Source organism: Nocardioides hwasunensis, assembly GCF_014779665.1.
Taxonomy (GTDB): Bacteria; Actinomycetota; Actinomycetes; order Propionibacteriales; family Nocardioidaceae; genus Nocardioides; species Nocardioides hwasunensis.
In genome coordinates this window covers 275,328-298,354 of sequence record NZ_JACXYY010000004.1, presented here as the reverse complement: position 1 = coordinate 298,354, position 23,027 = coordinate 275,328, and the positions used below count along the sequence as shown (strand labels likewise).

Here is a 23,027-nt window from a genome sequence, read left to right as displayed (position 1 = left end):
CACCGGTCGTAGACTCTCAGCACCCCCCGTTCCTCGCGGATCCGGGGGTCGTTCTGTTGCTCTCGAAGGGACCCCCGGTGTCGTCCACCCCCCTCCTCGCCGTCGCCGGCCGCCTCGTGTCCGCGCCCACGCTCGGCGGCGCGCTGGCCGATGCCGCGCTGCAGTCCGCGCTCGACCTGACGGGTCCGGGCGCGGTCCGGCCGTTCGTGGTGCACGGCCTGGTCGAGCGCGGCCGCACCGTGCTCGCGGTGACCGCGACCTCGCGGGAGGCGGAGGACCTCGTCGAGGAGCTGGCCGACCTCGTCGACCCCGACACGGTCGCCTACTACCCGAGCTGGGAGACGCTCCCGCACGAGCGGCTCAGCCCGCGCAGCGACACCGTCGGTCGGCGGCTCGCCGTGCTGCGGCGGCTGCGCCACCCCGGCACCGACGCCAGCAACGGACCGCTCCGGGTCGTCGTCGCGCCGATCCGCAGCCTGCTCCAGCCGCAGGTCCCCGGCCTGGCCGACATCGCGCCGGTCGAGCTGGCGCCGGGCGAGTCGCGACCGCTCGAGGAGGTCGTGCGCGGCCTGGCCGAGGCGGCGTACTCCCGCGTCGACATGGTCGAGCGCCGTGGAGAGTTCGCGGTGCGCGGTGGCATCGTCGACGTCTTCCCGCCCACCGAGGAGCACCCGCTGCGCGTGGAGTTCTGGGGTGACGACGTCGAGGAGATCCGTGCCTTCTCCGTCGCCGACCAGCGCACGCTCGAGACGGTGGAGCGCCTGTGGGCGCCGCCGTGCCGCGAGCTGCTGCTCACCGACGACGTGCGCCGTCGCGCTGCCGAGCTCGGCGAGGCGCACCCGCAGCTGCTCGAGCTCACCGACAAGATGGCGGCCGGCATCGCGGTCGAGGGCATGGAGTCCCTGGCACCGGTGCTCGTGGACTCGATGGAGCTGCTCGTCGACCTGATGCCGGGCGACACCACGGTGCTGGTCCTCGACCCCGAGCGCGCCCGCACCCGCGCCCACGACCTCGTCGCGACGAGCGAGGAGTTCCTCGGGGCGTCGTGGGCTGCTGCGGCCGGTGGTGGCACCGCGCCGATCGACCTCGGCGCCGCGTCGTACCGCGAGATCGCCGACGTGCGGCTGCACGCGCTGGGCCTCGGCCATGCCTGGTGGTCGGTGTCGCCCTTCGGCATCGACACCGACGAGCCGGGCGACGCGGTCGCCGACGCGGAGACTGCCGGTGTGCCGGCGCGCGCGCTGCCCACGCACCCCGCCGAGGCCTACCGCGGCGACCTGCAGAAGGCCGTCGACGACATCCGCGGCTGGGTCACCGAGGGCCTCGAGGTCGTCGTGGTCCACGCCGGCCACGGCCCGGCCCAGCGCTTCGTCGAGCTGCTCGGGGAGAACGACATCGCCGCCCGCCTCGTCGAGGAGGGCGACACCGCCGACCCGGGTGTCGTCACGGTGACCTGCGGAGCCGTCGTCAACGGTCTCGTCGACGACGAGGCCCGGCTCGCGATCGTCACCGGCGACGACCTCTCGGGCCAGAAGACGTCCACGCGCGACATGCGCAAGATGCCCACGCGTCGCAAGAAGCAGATCGACCCGCTCGAGCTCAAGGCCGGCGACTACGTCGTGCACGAGCAGCACGGAGTGGGTCGCTTCGTCGAGATGAAGCAGCGCGAGATCGGTGGCGCGGTGCGCGAGTACCTCGTGCTGGAGTACGGCGCCAGCAAGCGCGGCGGCCCCAACGACATGCTCTACGTCCCGGCCGACACGCTCGACCAGGTCACCCGCTACGTCGGCGGCGAGAACCCGAGCCTGGACCGCCTCGGCGGCGGCGACTGGACCAAGCGCAAGAACAAGGCACGCCGGGCGGTCCGCGAGATCGCCGCCGAGCTCATCAAGCTCTACGCCGCTCGGCAGGCCACGAAGGGCTACGCCTACGGGCCCGACACCCCGTGGCAGCGTGAGCTCGAGGACGCCTTCCCCTTCACCGAGACCGTCGACCAGCTGACCACGGTCGACGAGGTGAAGGCCGACATGCGACAGGTCGTGCCGATGGACCGGCTCGTGTGCGGCGACGTCGGCTACGGCAAGACCGAGATCGCGGTGCGGGCGGCGTTCAAGGCCGTGCAGGACGGCAAGCAGGTCGCCGTGCTGGTGCCGACGACGCTGCTGGTGACCCAGCACATGTCGACCTTCTCGGAGCGGATGACGGGCTTCCCGGTCGTCATCAAGGGCCTGTCGCGCTTCCAGACCGACAAGGAGGCCAAGGAGGTCATCGCCGGACTGACCGACGGCTCGGTCGACATCGTGGTCGGCACCCACCGCCTGCTCAACCCCGAGATCAAGATGAAGGACCTCGGTCTGATCATCGTCGACGAGGAGCAGCGCTTCGGCGTCGAGCACAAGGAGCAGATGAAGCGGATGCGCACGTCCGTCGACGTGCTGTCGATGAGCGCGACGCCGATCCCGCGCACCCTCGAGATGGCGGTGACGGGCATCCGTGAGATGTCGACGATCACCACGCCGCCGGAGGAGCGGCACCCGGTCCTCACCTACGTGGGCGCCTACGAGGACCGCCAGGTCGTCGCGGCCGTGCGCCGCGAGCTGCTGCGCGAGGGCCAGGTCTTCTACATCCACAACCGGGTGCAGTCGATCGAGAAGGCGGCCGCCCGGATCCGCGAGCTGGTGCCCGAGGCGCGGGTCGCGACGGCGCACGGACAGATGGGCGAGCACGCCCTCGAGCAGGTCATGCTCGACTTCTGGGAGAAGAGCTTCGACGTGCTGGTCTGCACGACCATCGTGGAGAGCGGTCTCGACGTGTCCAACGCCAACACGATGATCATCGAGCGCTCGGACACGCTCGGCCTTTCCCAGCTCCACCAGCTGCGCGGCCGGGTCGGTCGGTCCCGCGAGCGCGCCTACGCCTACTTCCTCTACCCGGCCGAGAAGCCGATGACCGAGACCGCCCACGAGCGCCTCGCGACCCTCGCCCAGCACTCCGACCTCGGCGGCGGCATGGCCATCGCGATGAAGGACCTGGAGATCCGCGGGGCCGGCAACCTGCTCGGCGGCGAGCAGTCCGGCCACATCGCCGACGTCGGGTTCGACCTCTACGTCCGGCTCGTCGGGGAGGCCGTGGCCGACTTCAAGGGAGGCGGTGGCGAGGAGGAGCTGGGCGAGGTGCGCATCGAGCTGCCGGTCGACGCCCACCTGCCGCACGACTACATCCCCAGCGAGCGGTTGCGCCTGGAGATCTACAAGCGCCTCGCCGAGGTGCGCACCGACGCCGACGTCGACGAGGTCCGTGCCGAGCTGGTCGACCGCTACGGCGCTCCCCCCGAGGTCGTGGAGTCGCTGCTGTTCGTCGCCCGCTTCCGGGCGCGCTGCCGCCAGGCCGGCGTGAAGGAGGTGACGGTGGCGGGCAAGTACGTCCGGTTCGCGCCGGTCGACCTGCCCGAGTCCCGCGTCGTACGCCTCCAGCGGCTGCACCCGCGCAGCGTCGTCAAGGCGCCGGTCAGCACCATCCTCGTGCCGCGACCCCAGAGCAGCGGCTTCCCCGTGCAACCGGTGTCGGGAGTGGCCCTGCTTGAATGGGCCCGCGGTGTGATCGACGACATCATCGACGTCCCGGCGCCCGGGACACCCGCCACCTCGAGCAAGGAGTGACCGTGAGGCAGCACAGCAAGGTCGGGCCCCGCCTGATGACGGCCGCGACGACGGTGGTCGTCGGACTGCTCCTGACCGGGTGCGGGAGCGCGTCGCCGGGGGTCGCGGTCAAGGTCGGCGACGACGAGATCACCGTCCGGCAGGTCGACCAGGCGGCGGGCGAGATGTGCACGGCCCTCGGCGACCAGTTCGCCGCCAGCGGCACGGTGCTGCCGATGGGCTTCGTGCGGCAGGGCACCGTCCAGCTGCTGACGCTGCGCGCGCAGGCGCTGCAGGTCGCCGCCGACTACGACGTCGAGCCGGGATCGACCTACCAGAACGCCGTCTCCCAGAGCCGCGGCAGCGTCGCCGCGCTGCCCGAGGACGTGCAGGACACCTACCTGGAGCTCACCACCGCCAACGCGCTGGCCAACGACGTCGTCGGCCAGGTCGGCAAGATCGTCCTCGCGGACCAGGGCAACCCCGACCCCACCGAGGAGCAGATCACCCAGGCCGGCGCCGAGGTGTTCAACACGTGGCCGGCAGCCAACGGCATCGACATCGACCCGCGCTACGGCCTCGAGAGTGTCGACGGGGTGCTCTCGCCGATCGACACGAACACCTCCGTGGCCGTCAGCAAGACGGCGAAGGACGGGCTCAACGAGGAGCCCGACGCGGCGTACGCCGCCACGCTGCCCCTCGAGCACCGCTGCGGCTGAGCGGCCGGTCCCGATGACGACGCCCGCACCGCGACCGGGTGAGGGCTCGTCCCTCGAGGCCTTCGCCGACCAGATGCGGCGACTGCAGCGTGAGTGTCCCTGGAAGCGCGAGCAGACGCACACCTCGCTCATCCCCTACGTGCGGGAGGAGGCCGAGGAGGTGGTCGAGGCGATCGAGTCCGGCGACCCCGCCGCGCTGTGCGACGAGCTCGGTGACCTCCTGCTCCAGGTCGTGATCCACGCGGTGATCGCGGAGGAGGCGGGACAGTTCACGCTCGACGACGTGGCCCGCGGCGTCATCGCCAAGATGGAGCGACGCAACCCCCACGTCTTCGGTGACGCGGTCGCCACCACCGTCGACGAGGTGATGGTGCTCTACGACGCGGCGAAGGCAGCCGAGCGGACGACGGAGAAGACGACCGACGGCTGAGCCCCGCCGCCCGCGGTACGGTCCTCGTCATCCACACGCACCGGGGGTCCCTGATGTCCATGCTCATGTCCGCTCCACGGCTCGCCGGCATCCTGGCCGCGGCACTGTCGCTCGCCGTGGCAGCGCCCGCGTCCTCGATGACCGGTGTGCCGACGGCTGCGGGGAAGGCCGGCGCCTCGGCCGCCTCCGCGACCGCGCGGGCGCTGCTCACCGAGGTGGCAGGCACCGGGCTGGGCCAGACCCGGCCCCGGGGCATCGTCGGTGACCACGTGCGGGTGAGGCTGCACGCGGGCGCACTTCCCTCGCGGGCCCAGGGACAGCGCCTCACGCTGCCGCTGGCCGGACGCGTCGGTCACGTCAGGATCGACACGGTCGACCACGACGGCGACCAGATCGCGTGGGCCGGAGCCCTGGACGGCGACCGGCTGAGCTCTTTCTCGCTGGTGCGTGCCGGCGGCGTGTATCGCGGGTCGCTGATCTCCCCGGCGGGCATCTACTCCCTGACACAGACCGACGACGGCGGCTACTGGTGGTCCGAGGTGGAACCGCGCCGCGGCGCCGAGGGAGCCGACACGATCACCGCGTCGCACCTCGGTCACGACGAGCGTCCGGCGGCACGCCGTGATGCGGCGCCACGTGAGCGGCGAGCCGCCCGCAAGGCGAAGATCAACGTGCTGTTCGCCTACACCAGGGCTGCTCGTGCCGAGGCGGGCGGCAAGGCGCAGCTCAAGGCGGCGGCCGCCCTCGTCGTCTCGCAGACCAACGAGACCTTCCGCAACTCCGGTCTCCGGGTCACCGTGCGCTACCAGGGCCTGGTCAAGGCCGCGGGCAAGGAGAGTGCCGACGCGATCACCAACCTCAACCGGCTGTTCAAGCCGCGCGACGGGCGCTTCGACAACCTCCACCGGGCGCGGGGCAAGCATCGTGCGGACCTGGTGCACCTGTTCACCACCGGCTCGCAGTACGACGTGTGCGGAGCGGGCAACCTGCCGCTGTCGGTGCGGCAGACCCATCCGGCTCTTGCGTTCTCGACGAGCTTCTACAGCTGCATGCCCTACCTCGTCGCCACGCACGAGATCGGCCACAACCTCGGTGCGGACCACATCGGCTACGAGGGCGTCAGCCACGACTCGAAGATCCCCTACTCCTATGCCTTCTACAACGTGGCGGGCGGCTACCTCACGGTGATGGGCTACTACGCCCCGTGCGAGGACGCGCAGGTCTACACCTGCGTCCGGCTGCCGTGGTTCTCCAGTCCCACCACCACCTACAACGGACAGCCGCTCGGCGTCGGCGCGGTCACCGACAACGCCAAGGTCGTGCGCAAGATCGCGCCCAGGGTCGCGCGCTACCGGCGCTGAGGCCGGTCACTGCTGCAGGTTGCGGACCATGGTCCGCAGGAGCCGGAACGCGTCGGCCCGCTCCGCGTCCGTCATGCCGGCGGTCATCCGCACCTCGACGCCGCGAACCGCAGCGGTGGCCTGCGCCAGTCGTGCGTGCCCGCGTGCGGTGAGGCGTGCCGGCAGGACCTTGCCGACCCGGGCCTCGTCGGGCCGGGCGACGTGGCCCTCGCGCTCGAGGTGCTGCAGCAGCACGTGCATCGACTGACGGGTGACGAACGCACCGCGCGCGAGCTCCGAGCTGGACAGCCCGGGGCGCTGCGACAGCAGCTCGAGGCACGAGTAGTGCGTGATGGTCATGCCGAGCGGGCGCAGCACCTCCTCCATCGCGGTGCGGAGACCGCTCGACGCTTCCTTCAGCGCGTACCCCAGTGACGTCTCGAGGTCGATCGCGTCTTGACCCATGTCAGTATTCTGACATAGCCTCCGTGTCAGATAACTGACACAAGGAGAACGACATGGCGGTCACCGGACCCGACTTCATCTCGCTGCAGGTGCGCGACCTCGACGCGTCGCAGCGGTTCTACGAGCACTACCTCGGGCTCGTCCGCTCGCCGGCGGGCCCGCCGCACGCGGTCGTCTTCGCGACCGAGCCCATCGCCTTCGCGGTGCGCGACCTCGTCCCCGGCACCGACCTCGACGCCGTCGCCCAGCCGGGTCTGGGCGTGGCCCTCTGGTTCCACGCGAGCGGCGTCCAGGACATCCACGACGCGCTGGCCGCCGACGGCCACCCGATCGTCGCCGCGCCCATCGACGGCCCCTTCGGCCGCACCTTCACCTTCGCCGACCCCGACGGCTACCACGTGACGCTCCACGACCGGGCCTGATCGCTCCGGGCCGGCTCGCTCACGCGCCCGGCCGGCACTGTGCCAGCCGGGCGCGCGCGGCGCGCAGCAGACCGCCCGCGTCGGTGACCACGTCGCTCACCATGTCGCCGAGCGTCATCAGCGTCGGCGCGGGGGAGAAGGAGTCGACGAGCGCCTCGTCGAAGCGCCCCGCGGCCCCGAGCAGCCCGACCGTGGCGACGTAGTCGGGGCCGATCCGGTCGAGCCTCGCCCGCAGCGGCTCCGCGTCGAGGTCGACCGGCACGTCGTGCGCCGTCTCGTGCACGAGCGCGGTGAGCCGCTCCAGCCGGCCGACGAGCTGCGTGAGCAGAGACCGCAGCGCGGGGTCGTCCCCCGCGGCGTCGACGAGGTCGCCGAGGGTGCGCACGTGCTGCTCGACCAGGTCGACGACCAGGTCCGTGCCGTCCATCCTGGATCTCGCCGGGAGCCGGAGCCCGTCGGGCGGCTGGAAGTGGACCTCGCCGGGTGCGTCGATGGCCCCCGACGTCGGGTCGGCACGCCACTGCGACGGCGAGGCGCCGAGCTCGCGGCGGAAGGCGCGGACGAACACGTCGTAGCCTCGGAAGCCGCAGTCGGCCGCGATGTCCTGGAGGGTGCGACAGGTGGCGCGGGTGAGGTGGGCCGCGCGCTCGAGCAGCAGCCGGTCGCGGAACCGTGCGGGTGACTCCCCGGCCATCGCGGTGCGCAGTCGCGTCGAGACCGGGTCGTCGTCGGTGGCCGCCCGCTCGACCAGGGCGCGCAGGTGGTCGGCGGTGCTGCCGGGCACGGATCGGGGCACGTGCCGCACGCTAGTGCCGTCCACCGACGGCGGGGTGCGGTGCGAAGGCGGCGGCCGGCGGACACCCCGGCGACGTACGGGCCCCACGTGACTAGGCTGGCCGCTGTCCCACGACGTCCCCCTCAGGAGCTCTCCCCATGTCGATCATCGCTGCAGTCGGCGCCCGCGAAATCCTCGATTCGCGCGGCAACCCCACCGTCGAGGTGGAGGTACTCCTCGAGGACGGCGCGTTCGGTCGCGCGGCGGTCCCGAGCGGCGCCTCGACCGGTGCCTTCGAGGCCGTGGAGCTGCGCGACGGCGGCAAGCGCTACCTCGGCAAGGGTGTCCAGAAGGCCGTCTCCGGCATCATCGACACCATCTCCGAGGTGGTGGTCGGCCTCGACGCCGACGACCAGCGCCTCGTCGACCAGGCGATGCTCGACCTCGACGGCACCGCCAACAAGGCCAAGCTCGGCGCCAACGCCATCCTCGGCGTCTCGCTCGCCACCGCCAAGGCGGCTGCGGAGTCCTCGGGCCTGCCGCTGTTCCGCTACGTCGGCGGCCCCAACGCCCACCTGCTGCCCGTGCCGATGATGAACATCCTCAACGGTGGCTCGCACGCCGACTCCAACGTCGACGTGCAGGAGTTCATGATCGCCCCGATCGGTGCGCCGACCTTCCGCGAGGCGCTGCAGCAGGGCGCCGAGGTCTACCACGCACTCAAGTCGGTGCTGAAGAAGAAGGGCCTCTCGACGGGGCTCGGCGACGAGGGCGGTTTCGCCCCCAACCTCGAGAGCAACCGCGCCGCGCTCGACCTGATCGCCGAGGCCGTCAAGGCCGCCGGCTTCAAGCTCGGCACGGACATCGCGCTGGCGATGGACGTCGCGGCCAGCGAGTTCCACGACAAGGGCAAGTACACGTTCGAGGGCAAGAAGCTCAAGACCGACGACATGGTCGCCTACTACGCCGACCTCGTCGCCTCCTACCCGATCGTCTCCATCGAGGACCCGCTCGACGAGGAGGACTGGGCCGGCTGGAAGGCCATCACCGACGCCCTCGGCGACAAGACCCAGATCGTCGGCGACGACCTGTTCGTCACCAACGTCGAGCGCCTCCAGCGCGGCATCGACGGTGGCCAGGCCAACGCGATGCTCGTCAAGGTCAACCAGATCGGCTCGCTCTCGGAGACCCTCGACGCCGTCGAGCTCGCCCACCGCAACGGCTTCCGCAACATGATGAGCCACCGCTCGGGCGAGACCGAGGACACCACCATCGCCGACCTCGCCGTCGCCACCAACTGCGGCCAGATCAAGACCGGCGCCCCGGCCCGATCCGACCGCGTCGCGAAGTACAACCAGCTGCTCCGCATCGAGGACGAGCTCGGTGACGCGGCTCGCTACGCCGGTCGGGCCGCCTTCCCGCGGTTCGGCGCCTGAGGCAGGCAGGCTCGATCTGCGCGCCGCGCCTGACCGAATTCGTCAGGTGGACGAGGCAGACTGGCCCGCATGCCTTCCCAGCGTCGTACGCCCCGGGGTGGGCCCGGCGGCAACGGTTCTCGCGGACCGAGGCAGGGCAGCACCACGCGTCCGGGCGACCGCGCACCACGTGCGCGGGGCGCCTCGACGCGCACGCCGCCCGCCTCGGCCGGCGACACCGGGTCGACGGCCGCCGCCGGCACCTCGTCCGGCACCGGCCTGGTGCCGCGCGCACGTCCCGGTGAGGTGCGACCGGTGCCGAGGAGCGCCGCGCGCCGACCGCGGTTCACCGGTCGGGCCGCCGTGCTCGTGCTGGTGCTCGCCGTGCTGACGGTGTCCTACGCCTCCTCGCTGCGCGCCTATCTCCAGCAGCGCGCGCACATCGGTGACCTGCGCGCGCAGATCGTCGAGCGCGAGGCCAGCATCACCGACCTCGAGCGCGAGAAGAGCCGCTGGGACGACCCGGCCTACGTCAAGGCGCAGGCGCGCGCCCGCTTCGGCTACCTCATGCCCGGCGAGTCGGGCTTCGAGGTGATCGGTCCCGACGGCAAGCCGCTCGAGGCGCAGGCCAGCCTCAACGACCCCGACGACGTGATCAAGACCGTGCCGACGGCGTGGTGGACCTCCGCCTGGGAGTCCATGGAGCTCGCCGGCAACCCACCCCCACCCGAGGAGAAGCCCGCCGACCTCGTCGACGGCACGAAGAAGCAGTGAAAGAGAAGCCCGACACCCGTCCCGACGCGCCCCGCGACAACCCGCGGATCGACGCCGCCGACGAGGCCGCGATCCGCGCGCAGCTCAAGCGCCGACCTCGCGGCATCGACTCGATCGGCCACCGGTGCCCGTGCGGCAACCCCGACGTCGTGACCACCGAGCCGCGGCTGCCCAACGGCACCCCGTTCCCGACGACCTTCTACCTCACCTGCCCCCGGGCGGCCTCGCGCATCGGCACGCTCGAGGGCGACCACGTGATGAAGGAGATGCAGGACCGGCTCGGCACCGACGAGGAGCTCGCCGCCGCCTACCGCGCCGCCCACGAGCGCTACCTCGAGCTCCGCGCCGAGGTCGGCGAGCGCGCGGGGCTCGACGTGCCCGAGATCGAGGGCATCAGCGCCGGGGGCATGCCCGACCGGGTCAAGTGCCTCCACGTCCTGGCCGGCCAGTCGCTGGCGATGGGCCGCGGCGTCAACCCGCTCGGCGACGAGGTGCTCGACCGCATCGGGGACTGGTGGGCGAAGGGTCCGTGCGTGTCCGTCGACGACGCCTCGCAGCCGGACGCATGAGCCCGAGCGCATGAGCACCGTCGCCGCGATCGACTGCGGGACCAACTCGATCAAGATCCTCATCGGCAGGTTCGGCGAGTCGGGCGCCGAGGTCCTGCTCCGCGACTCGCGGGTCGTGCGGCTCGGTCAGGGCGTCGACCGGACGGGGATGCTGGCCGACGAGGCACTGGCGCGGACCTTCGCGGCGATCGACGAGTTCGCCGAGACCATCCGCCGGCACGCGGTCTCGCCGCAGCGGGTCCGCTTCTGTGCGACCTCGGCCACCCGCGACGCTCGCAACGCCGACGTCTTCCGCGAGGGCGTACGCCGCCGGCTCGGCATCGAGCCCGAGGTGCTCTCCGGCGACGAGGAGGCTGCCCTGGTCTACGCCGGCGCGATGGCCGCCCAGGCCCCGGTGCCGCCCGAGCCGGTGCTCGTCGTCGACATCGGCGGCGGGTCGACCGAGCTGGTGCTGGGGGAGGGGGACACCCGTCAGGCCGTCTCGATGGACATCGGGTCGGTCCGCCTGCACGAGCGGCACCTCCCGAGCGACCCGCCGACCGCGGCCGAGGTCGCCGCCTGCGTGGCCGACATCGACCAGCACCTCGACGCCTCCGGGATCCCGCTCGATCGCACGCGGACGGTGATCGGCACCTCCGGGACGATCAAGACGCTGGCCTGCGGCGTGCTCGACCTCGCGGCCTACGACCGCGACGCCTTCGACCGTGCGGTGCTGTCGAACGCCACGACGACCGCCTTCGTCGACCGGCTGGTCGCGATGACAGTCGACGAGCGGCGCGCGCTGCCCTACCTGCACCCCGGACGCGCCGACGTGATCGGGGCCGGAGCGCTGATCTGGAGCCGGATCCTGTCCCGGGTGCCGGTCCCCGAGCACCTCGTCTCCGAGGCCGACATCCTGCACGGCATCGCCGCCGCGATCTAGGGCATGGCTCGATGACCCTGCTGCCCCACCCCGTCGTCGGCGGTGCCTTCACCAGTCCGGTGGCGCCGGGGAGCGGGTGGCCCGACGACCCGGCAGCCGCGGACACGCCCGTGGCGCGCGACCCCGACGACGTACGCCGTCTCGCCCGGGCCGACACGCTCGCCGAGCTGACCGCCCGGGTCAGCGTGTGCGCGGCGTGCGACCGGCTCGTCACCTGGCGGGAGGACGTCGCGCGCGACAAGCGTGCGTCGTTCGCCGACCAGCCCTACTGGGGCCGGCCGATCGCCGGCTGGGGCGACCCCGACCCGTCCCTGCTCATCGTCGGCCTCGCGCCCGCCGCCAACGGCGGCAACCGGACCGGGAGGATCTTCACCGGCGACCCCAGCGCCGACTGGCTCTTCGCCAGCCTGCACCGCACCGGGTGGGCGTCGCAGGCGAGCAGCGAGCACGCCGGTGACGGGCAGAATCTCGTCGACGCCCGGATGGTCGCGACCGTGCGGTGCGCGCCGCCGGACAACAAGCCCACGCCGGCCGAGCGCGACACCTGCGCCCCCTGGATCGCGGCCGAGCTCACCCTGCTGCCCTCGGTGCGCGCTGTGGTCGCGCTCGGAGCCTTCGGCTGGGACGGCGCCGTCCGCTCACTCGTCGCCGCAGGTGCACCCGCGCCGCCGCGGAAGCCGAAGTTCGCCCACGCCGCCGAGGTCACGCTGGGCGACGTCACCCTGATCGGCTGCTTCCACCCGTCGCCGCACAACACCTACACCGGCCGGCTCACCGCCGAGATGACGGACGCCGTCTTCGAGCGTGCCCGCTCGTTGACGGACAGGCGCTGACAGACTGGCCTCTCCCACCAGAGAGCCCCGGTATCCCAACCGGTAGAGGAAGCGGTCTTAAAAACCGCGCAGTCTGGGTTCGAACCCCAGCCGGGGCACCAGCCTCTTCGCCGTGGCGCACCGCCACGGTGCCGTCGCGTGTCGTTCGCGTGGCGTTCGCCTGCGAGGGCCCCGCTGTTCCGCCGCCTCCGCCAGCATCCGCTCGGCTGGTCAGCCACCCTGTCCCTCCTGCGGAAGCGCGCCCATGCACCGATTGATGAGTCTGACCCTGACCGGAGTCCTCGCCGCCGGCGTCCTCGCCACCACTGCGGCCACGAGCCCGGCCGCCGCGGCGCCGTCGTCGTACGCCGGCACGGTGGTCCTCAACGAGGTGAGGTCGAATCCCAACCCGGACGTCGTCGAGCTCTTCAACGCCGGCACGCTGCCGGTCGACATCCAGGGATGGACCGTCCTCGACGACGACCCGCTCCACACCCCGGCCGCGATCACGACCACCTCCACCGTCATCCAGCCCGGGGGCTACCACGTCTTCGACCCGGCGACGCTGACCGGCGGGTTCGGCCTCGGCGCCAACGACGAGGTCACGATCGCCGACGCCACCGGCAAGCGCGTCGGGAACTTCTCCTGGGAGGGCATCGGCGCCCCGGGCAACCACGCCAACCCGTCCTACGGCCGTTGCCCCCACGGCACCGGTGAGATGGTGCTGCAGGCTGCGGCGACACCGGGTGCGACCAACAGCTGCCCGCCCGCCTTCGACCCGCTCGACGTGAGGCTCAACGAGGTCGAGTCCAACGGCGACACCGTCGCCGACTGGGTCGAGCTGACCAACATCGGCGCCGCCCCGGCCGACGTCTCCGGCTGGAAGCTGAAGGACGCCGGCGCGAACAACCCGTTCGTCACCATCCCCTCCGGCACGGTGATCCAGCCGGGTGGCTTCTTCGCGATCTACACCGAGACCCCGCCGCCCGGCTTCGGCCTCGGGGTCGACGACACCGTCACGCTCTACCAGGCCGACGGCACCTCGAAGGTCGACGAGCACAGCTGGTCCGGCGGCCACGCCGCGACGACGTACGGCCGGTGTCCCGACGGCACCGGCACCTGGCAGGTGACCACGGTGCCGACCCGCGGCGCGGCCAACGCCTGCAGCTCGATCCGGCTCAACGAGATCAGCTCCAGCCCGACCGACTGGGTCGAGCTGGTCAACCTCTCCGACGCCCCGGTGGACGTCACCGGCTGGGTCGTCAAGGACTCCACCGACGTCGCCCCCGCCACCCTCTCCGGCATGGTCCCCGCCCGCGGTCACCTCGTGGTCGAGGGCAACCTGCCCGGACTGGGCGGAGCGGACTCGGCGCGCCTCTACGACCCCGCGGCCAAGCTGATCGACTCCTTCAGCTGGACGACGCACGGGGTGCCGACGTACGCCCGTTGTGCGGACGGCGTCGGCTCGTTCGTCGCGAGCGCCGCGGCGACCAAGGGCACGACCAACGACTGCCCCGGCCTCGAGACGAAGCCGTGGTTCGGCTCGCAGGACGTGGTCGTCTCCGACCTCGCCGAGACCTTCAACCAGGACGCAAGCGGTGTGGTCTTCGACCCGGCCGACCCGAGTGGCAAGACCCTCTGGGTGGCCCAGAACAAGGCCGGCACCCTCTTCAAGATGACGAAGGACGGCGCCACCTGGGTGCCCGCCGCCGGATGGGCCGGCGGCAAGAACCCGCGCTACGACGACGGCACCGGCGCGCCGGACACCGAGGGCATCACGATCGGGCCCGACGGTGCGGTCTACCTCGCCGCCGAGCGCGACAACAGCGTCAGCGGTGTCAGCAGGAACACCGTGCTGCGCTACGTGCCCGGCACCTCCGCGAGCTCGATGCACGCCACCGACGAGTGGAACCTCAACGACCTGCTCCCGACCCTGGGGGCCAACCTCGGCCTCGAGGGCATCACCTGGATCCCCGACAGCGCGCTCACCGCCGGTGGCTTCCTCGACCAGGCGAAGGGCAAGGCGTACGCCCCGGCCGACTACCCCCACCACGGCACCGGCCTGTACGCCGTCGCGGTCGAGGGCACCGGCCTGGTGTACGTCGTCGCGCTCGAGCAGACCGTGGCCGTCCAGGAGAAGGCGCACCTGGTCGCCACGATCGACCCGCAGCTGGTCACCAACGCAGGCCCGGCCGCGGCGATGGACGTGGCCTGGGACCCGGAGACCGCGCAGCTGCGCGTCCTGTGCGACGACAGCTGCGACGGCACGTCGGTCGCCATGGAGCTCGCCGCCGGTGCCTTCGCGGTCGCCCACGCCTACGACCGGCCGCTGGGCATGCCCAACCTCAACAACGAGGGCATCGCGTTCGCGCCGCAGTCGGCCTGCGTGGGCGGCCGCAAGGAGGTCGTGTGGAGCGACGACGGCGACACCGACGGCCACTCGCTCCGCTCGGGCACGGTCCCGTGCCAGCCGCCGGCGACCACTCCCACCGACCCGACCACGCCTGCCCCCACCACCCCCGCCCCGACCACGCCGGCACCGACGGTCACCCCGGCTCCGACGCCGGTCCCCGTGCCGACCCCGGCTCCTGTCGTCAAGCAGCCCGCCGAGATCCGCGTCGCCACGACCAGGGTGCGCGGCACCGTCGGTGAGCGGATCAGGGTCCGTGTCCGGATCGCCTCCGAGGCCGGACCGGGCACCGGACAGGTCAAGGTCCGGGTCAGGGGGACCAGGTTCGTCTTCAAGGTGCCGGTGAAGAACGGCACGGCCGTCATCAGGCTCCCGCGCTTCCAGCGCGCCGGCGCGAAGAAGATCGTCCTGAAGTATCTGGGCGACGACTCCACCAAGCGCTCGACCACGACGATCCGGGCGATCATCACCGGCTGACCCCGCGCGGTCGTCGTACGCCGTCTCCGACTTTGGTCGGAGGCTCCCTGAGAAGTTGCTGTGATGGGAACAGGCGCCCCCTCGCGGGCGTTTGAACGGGTGTCACCCCGGCTAGAGTGGAGTGACGAGAACAGGTGTCGTCACCACGACGGCGCCGGAGCCTCCGGAACCTCCGGAGGCGGCCTCCAAGGAGAGACCATGAAGAGCAACAACCCGGTGTTCAACCGTTCCGAGGAGTTCAACCGCGCCTCGTCGAACGCCTACGGAAACCAGACCTACCCCGGCTACGGCGACGCCAGCAGCGACCCGTCCACGTGGGGCACCGGCACGCCGGGCCAGGTGGACCAGGGCCGGATGACGGTCGACACCGTGATCCAGAAGACCGCGATCTCGATCGCGGTCGTGTTCGCCACCGCGATCGTCACCTGGTGGTGGATCGGTGACCTGGCCGGCACGAGCGTCGAGGCCAACTCGGCCGCGTCGCGTGCCCTCATGCTCGCCGGACTCGGCGCGGGAGCCGCGTTCCTGCTGTCCCTCGTCAACTCGTTCAAGCGCGTCATCAGCCCGGCTCTCGTGGTCGCCTTCGCGGCCGTCGAGGGCGTGGCACTCGGCGCGATCAGCAAGGTCTTCGAGGCCCAGTTCGACGGCGTCGTCACCAGCGCGGTGCTCGGCACGTTCGGCGCCTTCGCCGGCACGCTCGCGGCCTACAAGTTCTTCAACATCAAGGTGGGCGACAAGTTCCGCCGCGGCGTGATCGCCGGCATGTTCGGCATGGTCGGCCTCGGCCTCCTGTCGCTGGTGCTGAGCTTCTTCGGCATCAACACCGGCCTCTACGGCATGGGCGGCCTCGGCTTCGTCTTCGCCCTCGCCGGCCTGGTGCTCGGTGTGTTCATGCTGATCCTCGACTTCGACTTCGTCGAGAACGGCGTCGCCGCCGGCCTCCCCGAGCGCGAGTCGTGGCGGGCGGCCTTCGCGATGACCGTCAGCCTGGTCTGGATCTACACCAACCTGCTGCGCATCCTCGCGATCATGCGTGGCGACTGATCACCTGTTGATCGCCATGTGAGCTCCGCCGGCCCGCCCGAGTCGTTCTCGGGCGGGCCGGCGTCATTTCGTCGGGGGCTCGGGCGGTGAGTGAGACATCTTTCGGTCGCTCGGAAGATGTCTCACTCACCGCCAGCCGGACGTCCGGTGCTCGGGCGGTGAGTGGCGCAGGTTCTGCGCCGTCAGACGATGTCTCACTCACCGCCCGACGCGCCGTCGGCGGACTCCTCGTGCTCCTCGTGCTCGCCCGGCGACTCGGCGTCGGTGGAGGGGCGCCGGCGACGGTGGCGCAGTTCGACCCAGCGCCCGCGCAGGCCGCGCTGGTTGCCACCGACCTCGGTGCCGTCGACCTCGGTGCCGGGCGTACGCGCGGCGCGGACCGCGGCGGCCGCGACCGGCAGGATGCCCTCGCGCCGCAGCGGCTCGGGCAGGGCCTCGTCGTCGGGCAGCAGGTCGAGGGCGGCCAGGCACGACGGCACGAGCACGGAGGCGAGCTGCCGGTAGCCGTCGGCGGAGGGGTGGAAGCGGTCCGGCCCGAACAGCACCGCCGGCGCCGCGTCGAACTCCGGACCGAGGATGTCGCCCAGGGACACCGAGCGGCCGCCGTTCTCGACGACGGTGATGGTCTGGGCGGCTGCGAGCCGGCGCGACCAGCCGCGGGCGACCTGCTTGAGCGGCGGCGGGATCGGCCGGATCGTGCCGAGGTCGGGGCAGGTGCCCACGACGACCACGACGCCTGCCTCGCGCAGGCGGCGTACGCCCTCGGCGAGGTGCCGCACCGACGCCGAGGGCAGCACGGTGTGGGTGACGTCGTTCGCGCCGATGAGCACGACGGCGAGGTCGGGGTGGGTGGGCAGCGCGTGGTCGACCTGCTCGGCCAGGGCGCTGGACTGCGCCCCGACGACGGCGAAGGAGCGCAGGTGCACGCGACGGTCGGCCTGGTGGGCCAGCCCGCTCGCGAGGTGCGCGCCCGGGGTCTCCTCGACCCGCTCGACGCCGTAGCCCGCGGCACTGGAGTCGCCGAGGAGCGCGATGCGGACCGCGGGCCCGGGCCGTCCCCGGCCGTACCAGCCCGTCGCGTCGGGAGGCGTGTCGGTGGCGTTGCCGATCACCTTGCGCGCGATCCTCGCCTCGGCGACCAGGACTCCGTAGAGCCCGGCCCCGAGGACGGACAGGCCACCACCACCCAGGGCGGCGGCCGATGCCAGCTTGCGTGCTGCTCCTGTCGCCCCCACGGCCCCGAGCGTACGCAACTGGCGTTGCAGGCGTTGGGGCGGTCGGTCGGTACATTGGCCGGGTGCAGTACGCGAACTCTGTCCTCGACCTGATCGGCAACACCCCGCTCGTCCGGCTGGGCCGCACGCTCGACCTGCCGGGGTCCGACTCCGGCGACATCGCCGGCGGGCCGCTGGTGCTCGCGAAGGTCGAGTACCTCAACCCCGGCGGGTCGGTGAAGGATCGCATCGCCACGCGGATGATCGAGGCCGCCGAGGCGTCCGGCGAGCTCCAGCCGGGCGGCACGATCGTCGAGCCGACCTCCGGCAACACCGGAGTCGGGCTGGCGATGGTCGCCCAGCAGAAGGGCTACCGGTGCGTCTTCGTGTGCCCCGACAAGGTCAGCGTCGACAAGCGCAACGTGCTCAAGGCCTACGGCGCCGAGGTCGTGGTCTGCCCGACGGCCGTCGCGCCCGAGCACCCCGACTCCTACTACAACGTCTCGGACCGGCTCGCCTCGCAGCCCGGTGCGTGGAAGCCCAACCAGTACGCCAACCCCCACAACCCGCGCTCGCACTACGAGACCACCGGACCGGAGATCTGGGCTCAGACCGAGGGCCGGATCACCCACTTCGTGTGCGGCATGGGCACCGGCGGCACGATCAGCGGCGTCGGGCGCTACCTCAAGGAGCAGAACCCCGACGTCCAGGTGATCGGTGCCGACCCGGCGGGGTCGGTCTACTCCGGCGGCACCGGCCGTCCCTACCTCGTCGAGGGCGTCGGTGAGGACTTCTGGCCCGACACCTACGACCGCACCGTCGCCGATCGCGTCATCGAGGTCTCCGACGCGGACTCCTTCGCCTTCACCCGCCGCCTGGCCCGCGAGGAGGCGTTGCTCGTCGGTGGGTCCTGCGGGATGGCCGCGTGGGCCGCGCGGCAGGTCGCGCAGGAGCTCGCCGAGGAGGGCCGCACCGACGCTGTCGTCGTCGTCCTGCTGCCGGACTCCGGTCGCGGCTACCTCACCAAGATCTTCAACGACGAGTGGCTCGCCCAGTACGGCTTCGCCACCGGTGCGCAGGCCGACCACCGCACCGTCGGCGAGGTGCTGCGCGGCAAGTCCGGGCAGCTGCCCGACCTGGTGCACACCCACCCCAGCGAGACGATCGCCGAGGCCGTCCACATCTTCCAGGAGTACGGCGTCAGCCAGATGCCCGTCGTGCGTGCCGAGCCGCCGATCGTGGCCGCCGAGGTCGCCGGCGCCGTGTCCGTGTCGACGCTGCTCGACGCGCTCTACGCCGGCACCGCCAAGCTCAACGACCCGGTCGAGGACCACATGTCGTCGCCCATGCCGACGATCGGCTCGACCGAGGCCGCCGCCGACGCCGTGACGCTCCTCGAGAAGTCCGACGCGGTGCTCGTGCAGGAGGACGGCAAGCCGATCGGCGTGCTGACCCGGCAGGACCTCCTGACCTTCGTGGCGGCCTCGTGAGGCACGCGCACCGTCGGGTCGCTCCCGCCCTGGTGGCGCTCGTCTGCCTCGGTGCCCTCAGCGCCTGCGGCGACGACGCCGACGACAGCGCGGAGCCCGTCGAGGTGGAGGTCGGCAAGGCGTTCTCCTGGAACGGCTTCGAGATCGCCGACGGCTGGAAGCTCACCTCGGTCGAGCGCTCCGTCAACGGCGACGCCGTCACGACCCCCAACGTCAAGGGCACGATCACGAACTCCTCAGGTGAGGAGCGGGCCGCGATCTTCGAGATGGTGTTCTCCGCCGACAGCGAGCCGATCGCGACCCTGAGCTGCTCGGCCCCGAAGATGGTCGAGGACCAGTCGCAGCAGTTCGAGTGCCCCGGCCTGAGCGCCACCATGCCCGAGGACTACGACGCCGTCGTCGTGCAGCCCTACGTCCGGGACACCGGCACGGGATCCAGCTCGAGCTCCAGCTCCGGCTGACGTGGGCGACCTGTCCCTGGAGGTCGTCGGGTTCCTGGTCCTCGCCGCACTGGTCGCCGGATTCGTCGACGCCGTGGTCGGCGGCGGGGGGCTGGTGCAGCTGCCCGCCCTGCTCATCGGCCTGCCGGGCGCCTCGGTGGTGCAGATCGCCGCCACCAACAAGCTGGCGTCCTTCTGCGGCACGTCGATCAGCGCGGCGACGTACGTCCGTCGCATCCGTCCCGACCCGCGCACGTTCGTGCCGCTCATGGTCGCAGCCGGGCTCGGTGCTGCCGGTGGCGCGCTGGTCGCCTCGCTGCTGCCGCGCAGCGCGTTCGACCCGATCATCCTGGTCGCGCTGGTGCTCGTCGGAGGATACGTCTGGTTCAAGCCGAGCGTCGGGGAGCTGACCAGCCTGCGGTTCCGCGGTGGCCGGCACCTCTCGGCGGTGGTGGTGACGGGACTGACGATCGGCTTCTACGACGGTGCGATCGGACCCGGCACGGGCTCGTTCCTGGTCTTCGCGCTCGTCGGGCTCCTCGGCTACAACTTCCTCGAGGCCTCGGCCAAGGCGAAGCTCGCCAACTGGGCGACCAACCTCGCGGCGCTCGCCGTGTTCATCCCCCAGGGCGCGGTCATCTGGGACCTCGCCCTGGTCATGGCCGCGGCGAACATCACCGGCGGCTATCTCGGGGCTCGGGTCGCGATGGCGAAGGGCGCCCGGTTCGTCCGCGCGTTCTTCCTCGTGGTCGTGTCGGGCTTCGTCGTCCGCCTCGGCGGGCAGCTGCTCGGCTGGTGGTGATGGTGCGTCGGTGCGGCCCGGGGCGCCCGGAGCGGTAACCTCGCACCCGTGGGAGCGGTGGGGGCAGTCGACAGGTTCCAGCGCCGTCGTTCGGTGCTCGGCTTCCCCTTGGCCGTCATCTACAAGTACTTCGACGACCAGGGCCCCTACCTCGCCTCGGCGCTGACCTACTACGCGTTCATCGCGATCTTCCCGCTGATGCTGCTCGGCACCTCGATCCTCGGGCTGATCCTGCGCGGCGAACCGCAGTGGCAGGAGCAGATCCTCAACTCGGCGCTGTCGCAGTTCCCGATCATCGGCGACGAGCTCGGCCGACCGGAGGGGCTCCAGGGCTCGGTCTCCGGTGTGGTCGTCGGTGCCCTGGCCGCGCTCTACGGTGCGATGGGTCTCGGGCAGGCCCTGCAGAACACTCAGCACGTCGCCTGGTCGGTGCCCCGCAACAGCCGCCCCAACCCGGTCTACGCCCGCGTGAAGACGCTCATCCTGCTGGTGACCGCGGGCTTCTCGCTGCTGGCGGTGACCGTCGTGTCGACCATCGCGAGCACCACCGACCTCTTCGGTGCCGTGGTGGCCGAGGGGCTCAAGACGTTCCTCCCGCTAATCACCGTCGCCGTGGTCGGCACGTTCCTCACGCTGCTCTTCCGGTTCGCCGCCACCGGCCAGCACTCCTTCTGGCGCGCGGCCCCCGGCGGCTACACGCTGGCCGTGATGTGGCAGCTGCTCCAGCTCGCCGGCGCGGCTTACGTCGACCGCGTGCTCGTCAACACCACCTCGATGACCAAGACGTTCGGGCTCGTCCTCGGTCTGATCGGCTTCCTCTGGATCGGCGCGGTGATGGCGGTCCTGGCGATGGAGATCAACGTGGTGTGGGCCCGTCGCCTCTGGCCGCGCGCGCTGCTCACCCCGTTCACCGACAACGTCCAGCTCACCGACGCCGACCGTCAGGCCTACGCCCTCTACGCCCGCATGCAGCGGCACAAGGGCTTCGAGGAGGTCAAGGTGGTCTGGGAGCCCGGGCCCGCCGAGGTCAAGGCCGCCGCGAAGGCGGCGGCCGAGGAGGAGCCCGAGCCGGCCCCGGAGCCAGAGTCACCGTCGCGGGTGGATCCCGCAGACCGGCCGGCGTGACGTCGTACGTCACCGTGGCGCGTGCCGCGACCGGCGAGGTGCAGGACCGTGGCTCGCGCTTCCTCTGCACGCTGCGTCGGGTCGCCGACGAGGACGAGGCGCGGGCGCTCGTCGCTCGCCTGCGCCGCGAGCACGGCGACGCGCGGCACCACTGCTCGGCCTTCGTGCTCGGACCTCGGGGCGAGGTAGAGCGCTCGTCCGACGACGGCGAGCCCGCCGGCACGGCGGGGGCGCCGATGCTCGACGTGCTCCGCGGTGCCGGCGTCAGCGACGTGGCCGCGGTGGTGACCCGCTGGTTCGGCGGCACCCTCCTCGGCGCGGGTGGTCTGGTGCGCGCCTACGGCGACGCGGTCCGCACGGCACTGGCCGAGGCCGGGACGCTGCGCCGCACGCTGCTCACCGAGCTCGCGCTGGAGCTCGACCACGCGGACGCCGGACGGGTCGAGGGTGAGCTCCGCTCACGCGGTGTCACCGTGCTCGGCGTGGCCCACGACGCCCGCGTCCGGCTGCTGCTCGCGGCCGCTCCGACCGAGACCGACCGGCTGCGCGCGATCGTGAGAGCGGCGACCGGGGGAGCGGCGGAGCCGGAGGCGGTCGGCGAGCGCTGGGTGGACGCGCCTACGTGACGTCGCCGTCGACGTAGACCCAGCGCCCGGCACGCTGCTCGAACCGGCTCACCTCGTGCATCGAGCCGCCCTCCCAGCTCGCGACGAACTCGACCGTGCCGCCGGCCGCGGCGACGATCCGCAGGCCGGTCCACCGGGTGTGCGGGTCCGGTCGTACGTCATCGGGACGGGTGCGCGGGTGCCAGGTCCGGAAGAGGTGGTCGGCGTCGCCGCGCACGTGGGCGGTGTAGCGCGAGCGCATCAGCTGCTCGGGGGTCGTCGCCTGCGCGGTGTGGGCGAGCAGCGGCCCGCAGCACCCGTCGTACGTCGTCTCGCTGCCGCACGGGCAGGGCTGCTGGAGTCGATCCACGCGGCCGAGCGTAGTGCGGGAACACGTGGGTCGACCTCACGGTTCAACGGTGTAATCATGTAAGCACTGCAAGAAGGAGGCACATGACGAACGCCAGAGCCGAAGACGAGCACGACGAGGGCCGCGGCCGACGCGGCGAAGGCCGGGGCGAGCGCCGCGGTCCACGAGGTCAGGGGCGGGGCGAGCGCGGCGAGGTCCGCGGTCGCCGTGGAGGCTGGCAGGTCGCCGACCTCCCGCCCGCGGCCGACGCCGCGGACTGGTTCCGGGGGCGGCTGCCGGAGGCCTGGTTCAGCGAGATCGAGGTGAGGTCCGACCGTGAGGAGGTCACGGTGATGGGCACGCTCGCCGAGGAGGCGGACGGCGCCGAGGCGGAGGGCCGCATCGGCCGCTTCCGCTCCGAGACCAAGGCCGAGCGCATCGAGATCGCGCTCGAGGCCGAGGCCCGCTACCAGCGCAAGGTGTCGTGGGGGGTGCGGCTCGGTGAGACCGAGGCGCTCTTCACCCACGTCTCCGCCCCGGTGATGACGCGGCTGCGCCAGCCCGAGCGGCAGGTGCTCGACACGCTCGTCGACGCCGGCGTCGCCCGCTCCCGGTCCGACGCGCTCGCGTGGTCGGTCAAGCTGGTCGGCGAGCACGCCGACGAGTGGCTCGGCCAGCTCCGCGACGCGATGGCCGAGGTCGACAAGCTGCGCGGCGAGGGCCCGACCCTCTGACCGACCAGCCGACCCCACCCGGGCCGCCTCGCCCGATCCGAGCGGGGCGGCTCGTC

At 72.1% G+C, this 23,027-nt stretch carries 22 protein-coding genes and 1 tRNA gene; 19 read left to right on the top strand and 4 right to left on the bottom strand.

Annotated elements, in window-relative coordinates:
- The first annotated feature begins 77 nt into the window (after nucleotides 1–77).
- The 4 genes from mfd to IEZ25_RS11315 are packed head-to-tail and all read left to right on the top strand — an operon-like array spanning nucleotide 78 to nucleotide 6,148.
- A complete protein-coding gene (mfd, locus tag IEZ25_RS11330; RefSeq protein ID WP_397183734.1) occupies nucleotides 78–3,659 on the top strand; it encodes a transcription-repair coupling factor in 3,582 nt (1,193 codons plus the stop codon).
- Nucleotides 3,660–3,661: 2 nt separating this feature from the next.
- Nucleotides 3,662–4,357 (top strand): SurA N-terminal domain-containing protein, encoded by a 696-nt coding sequence (locus IEZ25_RS11325; RefSeq protein WP_191199527.1) that lies wholly within the window; start codon nucleotides 3,662–3,664, stop codon nucleotides 4,355–4,357.
- Between the two features lie 13 nt (nucleotides 4,358–4,370).
- Nucleotides 4,371–4,787: a MazG nucleotide pyrophosphohydrolase domain-containing protein gene (locus IEZ25_RS11320; RefSeq protein ID WP_191199526.1), complete on the top strand. Its 417-nt coding sequence runs from the start codon at nucleotides 4,371–4,373 to the stop codon at nucleotides 4,785–4,787.
- A gap of 53 nt (nucleotides 4,788–4,840) precedes the next feature.
- On the top strand, nucleotides 4,841–6,148 hold the full coding sequence (locus IEZ25_RS11315) for a M12 family metallo-peptidase (RefSeq protein WP_191199525.1): 1,308 nt from the start codon (nucleotides 4,841–4,843) through the stop codon (nucleotides 6,146–6,148).
- A gap of 6 nt (nucleotides 6,149–6,154) precedes the next feature.
- Here IEZ25_RS11315 and IEZ25_RS11310 read toward each other — a convergent pair whose 3' ends face one another.
- Nucleotides 6,155–6,592, bottom strand: a complete 438-nt coding sequence (locus IEZ25_RS11310; protein WP_191199524.1) for a MarR family winged helix-turn-helix transcriptional regulator — start codon at nucleotides 6,590–6,592, stop codon at nucleotides 6,155–6,157.
- Between the two features lie 53 nt (nucleotides 6,593–6,645).
- On the opposite strand from IEZ25_RS11310, the gene IEZ25_RS11305 reads away from it, so the two are divergent.
- Complete coding sequence (locus tag IEZ25_RS11305) at nucleotides 6,646–7,014, top strand: VOC family protein (RefSeq protein WP_191199523.1); 369 nt, start codon at nucleotides 6,646–6,648, stop codon at nucleotides 7,012–7,014.
- A gap of 19 nt (nucleotides 7,015–7,033) precedes the next feature.
- Here the strand turns inward: IEZ25_RS11305 and IEZ25_RS11300 are convergent, their stop codons facing one another.
- Entirely contained in the window at nucleotides 7,034–7,810 is a 777-nt protein-coding gene (locus IEZ25_RS11300; RefSeq protein WP_191199522.1) for a helix-turn-helix domain-containing protein, read from the bottom strand.
- A 137-nt stretch (nucleotides 7,811–7,947) separates the two neighbouring features.
- On the opposite strand from IEZ25_RS11300, the gene eno reads away from it, so the two are divergent.
- The 8 genes from eno to IEZ25_RS11260 all read left to right on the top strand — a co-directional run bounded on the left by eno (nucleotide 7,948) and on the right by IEZ25_RS11260 (nucleotide 16,212).
- Nucleotides 7,948–9,225 (top strand): phosphopyruvate hydratase, encoded by a 1,278-nt coding sequence (eno, locus tag IEZ25_RS11295; RefSeq protein ID WP_191199521.1) that lies wholly within the window; start codon nucleotides 7,948–7,950, stop codon nucleotides 9,223–9,225.
- Between the two features lie 69 nt (nucleotides 9,226–9,294).
- Nucleotides 9,295–9,978: an FtsB family cell division protein gene (locus IEZ25_RS11290; protein ID WP_191199520.1), complete on the top strand. Its 684-nt coding sequence runs from the start codon at nucleotides 9,295–9,297 to the stop codon at nucleotides 9,976–9,978.
- Between the two features lie 47 nt (nucleotides 9,979–10,025).
- The gene (locus tag IEZ25_RS11285) at nucleotides 10,026–10,547 is read left to right on the top strand and encodes a DUF501 domain-containing protein (protein ID WP_191199766.1); all 522 of its coding nucleotides are present in this window, start codon (nucleotides 10,026–10,028) and stop codon (nucleotides 10,545–10,547) included.
- Nucleotides 10,548–10,557: 10 nt separating this feature from the next.
- Nucleotides 10,558–11,469, top strand: coding sequence for a Ppx/GppA phosphatase family protein (locus tag IEZ25_RS11280; protein WP_191199519.1), 912 nt, complete (start codon nucleotides 10,558–10,560; stop codon nucleotides 11,467–11,469).
- Between the two features lie 11 nt (nucleotides 11,470–11,480).
- Nucleotides 11,481–12,302, top strand: coding sequence for a uracil-DNA glycosylase (locus IEZ25_RS11275; RefSeq protein ID WP_191199518.1), 822 nt, complete (start codon nucleotides 11,481–11,483; stop codon nucleotides 12,300–12,302).
- Between the two features lie 24 nt (nucleotides 12,303–12,326).
- A tRNA-Leu gene (locus IEZ25_RS11270) sits at nucleotides 12,327–12,403 on the top strand.
- A gap of 155 nt (nucleotides 12,404–12,558) precedes the next feature.
- Entirely contained in the window at nucleotides 12,559–15,168 is a 2,610-nt protein-coding gene (locus IEZ25_RS11265) for a lamin tail domain-containing protein (protein WP_191199517.1), read from the top strand.
- A 198-nt stretch (nucleotides 15,169–15,366) separates the two neighbouring features.
- Nucleotides 15,367–16,212 (top strand): Bax inhibitor-1/YccA family protein, encoded by an 846-nt coding sequence (locus tag IEZ25_RS11260; RefSeq protein ID WP_191199516.1) that lies wholly within the window; start codon nucleotides 15,367–15,369, stop codon nucleotides 16,210–16,212.
- A 194-nt stretch (nucleotides 16,213–16,406) separates the two neighbouring features.
- On the opposite strand, the gene IEZ25_RS11255 is transcribed toward IEZ25_RS11260, so the two are convergent.
- A complete protein-coding gene (locus tag IEZ25_RS11255; protein WP_191199515.1) occupies nucleotides 16,407–17,447 on the bottom strand; it encodes an SGNH/GDSL hydrolase family protein in 1,041 nt (346 codons plus the stop codon).
- Nucleotides 17,448–17,509: 62 nt separating this feature from the next.
- Here IEZ25_RS11255 and IEZ25_RS11250 point away from each other — a divergent pair, with 62 nt between their 5' ends.
- The 5 genes from IEZ25_RS11250 to IEZ25_RS22250 are packed head-to-tail and all read left to right on the top strand — an operon-like array spanning nucleotide 17,510 to nucleotide 21,909.
- On the top strand, nucleotides 17,510–18,916 hold the full coding sequence (locus IEZ25_RS11250; protein ID WP_191199514.1) for a cystathionine beta-synthase: 1,407 nt from the start codon (nucleotides 17,510–17,512) through the stop codon (nucleotides 18,914–18,916).
- Nucleotides 18,913–19,377: a hypothetical protein gene (locus tag IEZ25_RS11245; protein ID WP_191199513.1), complete on the top strand. Its 465-nt coding sequence runs from the start codon at nucleotides 18,913–18,915 to the stop codon at nucleotides 19,375–19,377. The genes IEZ25_RS11250 and IEZ25_RS11245 overlap by 4 nt, the downstream gene beginning before the upstream one ends.
- 1 nt (nucleotide 19,378) lies before the next feature.
- Nucleotides 19,379–20,158: a TSUP family transporter gene (locus tag IEZ25_RS11240; RefSeq protein ID WP_191199512.1), complete on the top strand. Its 780-nt coding sequence runs from the start codon at nucleotides 19,379–19,381 to the stop codon at nucleotides 20,156–20,158.
- A 48-nt stretch (nucleotides 20,159–20,206) separates the two neighbouring features.
- Nucleotides 20,207–21,283, top strand: a complete 1,077-nt coding sequence (locus tag IEZ25_RS11235; protein ID WP_318152183.1) for a YihY/virulence factor BrkB family protein — start codon at nucleotides 20,207–20,209, stop codon at nucleotides 21,281–21,283.
- Nucleotides 21,280–21,909, top strand: coding sequence for a YigZ family protein (locus IEZ25_RS22250; RefSeq protein ID WP_191199511.1), 630 nt, complete (start codon nucleotides 21,280–21,282; stop codon nucleotides 21,907–21,909). The genes IEZ25_RS11235 and IEZ25_RS22250 overlap by 4 nt, the downstream gene beginning before the upstream one ends.
- On the opposite strand, the gene IEZ25_RS11225 is transcribed toward IEZ25_RS22250, so the two are convergent.
- Complete coding sequence (locus IEZ25_RS11225; RefSeq protein WP_191199510.1) at nucleotides 21,902–22,258, bottom strand: YchJ family protein; 357 nt, start codon at nucleotides 22,256–22,258, stop codon at nucleotides 21,902–21,904. The genes IEZ25_RS22250 and IEZ25_RS11225 overlap by 8 nt on opposite strands.
- Nucleotides 22,259–22,341: 83 nt before the next feature.
- Between IEZ25_RS11225 and IEZ25_RS11220 the strand changes: the two genes are divergently transcribed.
- Nucleotides 22,342–22,971 (top strand): hypothetical protein, encoded by a 630-nt coding sequence (locus IEZ25_RS11220; RefSeq protein ID WP_318152182.1) that lies wholly within the window; start codon nucleotides 22,342–22,344, stop codon nucleotides 22,969–22,971.
- Nucleotides 22,972–23,027: the final 56 nt, after the last annotated feature.

Bases quoted from the DNA above. Each gene is read 5' to 3' on its own strand.
- IEZ25_RS11275 (WP_191199518.1), top strand. From the start codon at position 11,481: ATGACCCTGCTGCCCCACCCCGTCGTCGGCGGTGCCTTCACCAGTCCG.
- IEZ25_RS11265 (WP_191199517.1), top strand. From the start codon at position 12,559: ATGAGTCTGACCCTGACCGGAGTCCTCGCCGCCGGCGTCCTCGCCACC.
- IEZ25_RS11220 (WP_318152182.1), top strand. From the start codon at position 22,342: ATGACGAACGCCAGAGCCGAAGACGAGCACGACGAGGGCCGCGGCCGA.
- IEZ25_RS11315 (WP_191199525.1), top strand. From the start codon at position 4,841: ATGTCCATGCTCATGTCCGCTCCACGGCTCGCCGGCATCCTGGCCGCG.
- IEZ25_RS11260 (WP_191199516.1), top strand. From the start codon at position 15,367: ATGAAGAGCAACAACCCGGTGTTCAACCGTTCCGAGGAGTTCAACCGC.
- IEZ25_RS11320 (WP_191199526.1), top strand. From the start codon at position 4,371: ATGACGACGCCCGCACCGCGACCGGGTGAGGGCTCGTCCCTCGAGGCC.
- IEZ25_RS11290 (WP_191199520.1), top strand. From the start codon at position 9,295: ATGCCTTCCCAGCGTCGTACGCCCCGGGGTGGGCCCGGCGGCAACGGT.
- IEZ25_RS11305 (WP_191199523.1), top strand. From the start codon at position 6,646: ATGGCGGTCACCGGACCCGACTTCATCTCGCTGCAGGTGCGCGACCTC.
- IEZ25_RS11280 (WP_191199519.1), top strand. From the start codon at position 10,558: ATGAGCACCGTCGCCGCGATCGACTGCGGGACCAACTCGATCAAGATC.
- eno (WP_191199521.1), top strand. From the start codon at position 7,948: ATGTCGATCATCGCTGCAGTCGGCGCCCGCGAAATCCTCGATTCGCGC.
- IEZ25_RS11310 (WP_191199524.1), bottom strand. From the start codon at position 6,592: ATGGGTCAAGACGCGATCGACCTCGAGACGTCACTGGGGTACGCGCTG.